Annotated in this window: 3 protein-coding genes; all 3 read left to right on the top strand. The window is 70.1% G+C overall.

What is annotated here, in order from left to right; all coding sequences use genetic code 11:
- Nucleotides 1-177 precede the first annotated feature (177 nt).
- Genes KUG39_RS15020 through KUG39_RS15010 form a run of 3 tightly spaced genes read left to right on the top strand, consistent with a single transcriptional unit; the run spans nucleotide 178 to nucleotide 4,043 of the window.
- On the top strand, nucleotides 178-1,824 hold the full coding sequence (locus tag KUG39_RS15020; RefSeq protein WP_286193225.1) for a TolC family protein: 1,647 nt from the start codon (nucleotides 178-180) through the stop codon (nucleotides 1,822-1,824).
- A 6-nt stretch (nucleotides 1,825-1,830) separates the two neighbouring features.
- The gene (locus KUG39_RS15015) at nucleotides 1,831-3,225 is read left to right on the top strand and encodes a BCD family MFS transporter (protein ID WP_216916100.1); all 1,395 of its coding nucleotides are present in this window, start codon (nucleotides 1,831-1,833) and stop codon (nucleotides 3,223-3,225) included.
- Complete coding sequence (locus KUG39_RS15010) at nucleotides 3,222-4,043, top strand: inositol monophosphatase family protein (RefSeq protein ID WP_094587351.1); 822 nt, start codon at nucleotides 3,222-3,224, stop codon at nucleotides 4,041-4,043. The genes KUG39_RS15015 and KUG39_RS15010 overlap by 4 nt, the downstream gene beginning before the upstream one ends.
- The last annotated feature ends 78 nt before the right edge of the window (nucleotides 4,044-4,121 follow it).

The following is a 4,121-nucleotide window of genomic DNA, read 5'->3' as shown; positions in this document are numbered from 1 at the left end:
GGCCGGTGCGTTCCTGCTGGCCGCGCATTCGCTCAGTGCCGTTGGGCCATTCTCCCGCGGCTGGGCTGGTTTTTCAGCAGCCTCCTAAGCTCTGCCTGAAGCGAACGGTCCAACGTGAGGCGCCAACCACTCCTGCTCGCGGCACTGGTGGTGCTCCCGTCGTTCGGCCTCCAGGCGATGCCGGTGCGGGCCCAGTCCGCCCCAGCCCCAGCAGTCACGAGCCCTCCGGCCCCCCCGGCCCTGCCGCTGGCCCCTGAGGTCAAGGGTCCCCGGCCCAAGTCCAACCCCACGGTGCTGGCGCCCGCCGCCAAGGAGCTGCCCCCGGGTCTCCAGGATCTGATCGCCCCCAACCCCCTGGCCCTGCCGGTCAAGCCGTCCCAGGTGCGCATCCGGGAGCTGCGCCCCCTCGGCCTGGCCGATGTGGAAACCCTGGTCGAGGTCAACAACCCCGAGCTCAAGGCGATCGCCAGCCAGGTGGAGCAGGCCCAGTCGGCCCTGCGGGCCCAGATCGCCCTCTGGTATCCCACGATCCAGCTCAACGCCAACAGTCTGCCCACCTACACCGGCGGCGAGCAGTTCAGCAGCGCCTTCACGGGCACCGGCCAGCAGCCCGGCAACACGATCACCAGCATCTGGCGGATGTCGGCCGTGCTCCAGGCCAGCTGGGGCCTGATCAACCCCACCCGCACGCCGCAGATCGCCGCTGCCCGCGACCGCTTCGAGCAGGCCAAGAACCAGTACCTGATCGGCCTGCGGGCGCGGCGTCTGGAGGCGGCGGAGGCCTTCTTCGATCTCCAGGTCTCCGACGAGACGGTCCGCATCGGCCAGGAGTCGGTGCGCTCCTCCCTGGTGAGCCTGCGGGATGCGAAGGCCCGCTTCCAGGCCGGCGTGGCCACCAAGCTGGAGGTGCTGGAGGCGGAAACCCAGCTGGCCCGCGACCAGCAGGTGCTCACCCAGGGTCTGGCCGACCAGGCCATCGCCCGTCGCGCCCTCGCCGCCCTGCTCGACCTGCCCCAGGACATCACCCCCACCTCGAAGGAACCCTCGCGGGTGGTGGGTTCCTGGCTGCCGTCGCTGCAGGAGAGCATCATCGCCGCCTACGCCTTCCGCGAGGAGCTCGACAACGTCCTCCTCAACATCTCGATCGCCAACAGCGAGGCGAACGCGGCCCTGGGCGCGGCCCAGCCGTTCCTGAACATCGCCTACGGCCTCACCGGTGGCCGCACCAGGGGTGTTCAGTTCGCCAACCGCAGCACCCCGGGGGTCAACTTCGGCAACGAGGGCTGGTCGGTGGAGAACACCGTGGGCCTCAACCTCAGCTGGACGATCTTCGACGGTGGTGCGGCCCGGGCCAACTACCGCCGCCAGAAGCAGGTGGCCCAGGAGAACTCCTTCCAGTTCGCCCAGCAGCGGGACGCGATCCGCCAGCAGGTGGAAACCAACTTCTTCGAGCTGGAGAAGAACAACCGCAACATCACCACCACCTCCCGCGAGGTGATCTCCACCCGGGAATCCCTGCGGCTGGCCCGCCTCCGCTTCCAGGCGGGGGTCACCACCCAGCGGGAGGTGGTCGACACCCAGCGCGACCTCACCCAGGCCGAAGTGCGCTGGTCGACGGCCATCTCCGACTACAACAAGGCCCTGGCCCGGCTGCGGCGCTTCACCGGTCTCGACCAGGTCGGCCTGTGCCAGCGCCAGGCCCTGCCGGCCACCAGCCCGAGGGCGGCCGGCACCTCCGAGATCCCCGTGGAGCCCCAGCCCCTGATCCCGGCCTGCCGGGCGGGCAGCCCCACCGGGCCCGAGGCGCTGCCGCCGGGGTCCTGACGCCCGTTGTCGTCACCTCTCCGCCCCGGCCTGACTCTCCCCGCCACGGTGCGCCTGGGCCTTTTCCAGGGTTGCCTGGGCTGCCTGGCCGTGATCTTCTCGGGGCTGCTCAACCGGATCATGCTCAGTGAGCTGGGCTTCCCTGGACTGCTGGTGGGCGGAGCCCTGGCCTTCGAGCAGTTCGTGGCCCCCTCCCGGGTGCTGTTCGGCCAGATCTCCGATGCCCATCCCCTGGCCTCCCGCCACCGGGTCCCCTACGTGCTGCTCGGCACGGCGGCCTTCTGCCTGCTGGCGGTGCTTTCGGTGCCGCTGATCTTCCGGGTGGGGCGCCTGCTCGAGGACGGCAGTCAGCCTGGCCTCGCCTTCGGGATCGCCGCCCTCTGCGGCCTGTTCGCCCTCTACGGCCTGGCGATTTCCCTGGCCACCACCCCCTACCTGGCCCTGGTGATCGACCGCACCAGTGAGCAGGAGCGACCCCGGGCGGTGAGCATCATCTGGTGCATGCTCACCGTCGGCATCGTCATCGGTGCCGTGTCCATCGGTGTGAGCCTGCGGTCCCTGGACGGGGTGAGCGATCCGCTGGTGCTGGAGGCGACCCTCTCCCGCTTCATGGCGACCGTGGCCGGGGCGGTGATGCTGCTCACGGTGGTCGCCACCTGGGGCATGGAATCCCCCCTGAGGGAGCGCAGCGACGGGACGGTGGTGCCGCGGGAGGACGCCATCGGCCTGCGCCAGTCCTGGAGCCTGATCACCTCCAGCCGTCAGGTGCTGATCTTCTTCTCCTTTCTGATCCTGTTTACCCTGGCGCTGTTTCTGCAGGACCCGGTGCTCGAGAGCTACGGCGCCCAGGTGTTCGCCATGCCGATCGCCGCCACCGCCCAGCTGAACGCCTTCTGGGGTGTCGGCACCCTGGTCGGCCTGCTGCTCGCGGGGCTCTGGGTGGTGCCCCGTCTGGGGAAGATGGCCACCGCCCGCCTCGGCTGCCAGCTGATTGCCCTGTCCCTGCTGCTGCTGCTCGTGGCGGGCCTGACCGCCCGGATCCCCTTCCTGCAGGCCGTGATGGTGCTGTTCGGCCTGGCGGCCGGGATCGGCACCAACAGCGCCCTCTGCCTGATGCTTGATCTCACCCTGCCCCAGGCGGCCGGCACCTTCGTCGGCGTCTGGGGCCTGGCCCAGGCCCTCTCACGGGCGATCGGCAAGCTCCTCGGCGGCGGCCTGTACGACATCGGGCGTTCGCTGCCGCTGGGGGACGGGCCCTACGGACCCTTTGCCCTGGTGCTGGGCGTCGAGCTGCTGGTGGCCCTGGCGGCCCTGCTGCTGCTCGGGTATGTAAACGTGCGCCAGTTCCGGGAGGACACCTCCCGCAGCCTCAGCCAGGTTCTGGAGATGGAAATGGGATGAAGGTCATCACCCCGCACCCCCTCGATTCCCGCCTGGAGTCCCTGCTCGACCGGGTCGCCGAACGCCAGCGGGCCGACTTCGGCCACAGCCAGCCGGATCTCAAGGCCGATGGATCCTTCATCACGGCCTGTGATCGCTGGAGCGACGCCACCCTGGTGGAGGGACTGGCCGAGCTGTTTCCCGGGGAGGGGGTCCTGAGCGAGGAGGGCCGCCAGCAGGTGCCCGCCACGCCGGCCTACTGGGTGGTGGATCCCCTGGATGGCACCACCAATTTCGCCGCCGGCATCCCCTACTGGGCGATCTCGATGGCCCGCTTCGAGGCCGGAGTGCCGGTCCTGGCGATCCTCGATGTGCCGCCGCTGCGGCAGCGGATCGTGGCCATCCGGGGCGAGGGGGCCTGGCGCAACGGCAAGCCCATCCCGCCGCCCGCCCAGCAGCTCCACAACGCCGGCTGCGCCTCGCTCTGCAGCCGTTCGATCCGGGTGCTCCAGAAGCTCCCTCACCGTCCGTTCCCCGGCAAGATCCGGCTGCTGGGCGTCGCCAGCCTCAATCTTGTGTCCGTGGCCATGGGGCAGACCATGGCGGCCCTGGAGGCGACACCGAAGATCTGGGACCTGGCGGCGGCCTGGCTGGTGCTCGAAGAGCTGGGCTGCCCCCTGCGCTGGCTGGGGCCGAGCCCCCAGGGGCTGCAGCCCGGCCAGGACCTGGCCCAGACGGACTTCCCGGTGCTCGTGGCCAACCGTCAGGAGACGTTGGAGCGGTTCATGCCCTGGGCGGAAGCCCTGGAGACAAGGGGACCGGCAAATCACGTGATATGATTTTGGACTGCGCCCCAGAGAGCGAGAGCTCGAGCGGGGGGCAGGCTTACGGGATCGAGAGGCGCGAGCCGACGGTGT

The organism is Synechococcus sp. CCAP 1479/10 (assembly GCF_019038515.1).
Lineage (GTDB): Bacteria > Cyanobacteriota > Cyanobacteriia > PCC-6307 > Cyanobiaceae > Cyanobium.
This window is presented reverse-complemented; position numbering and strand designations above follow the sequence as displayed.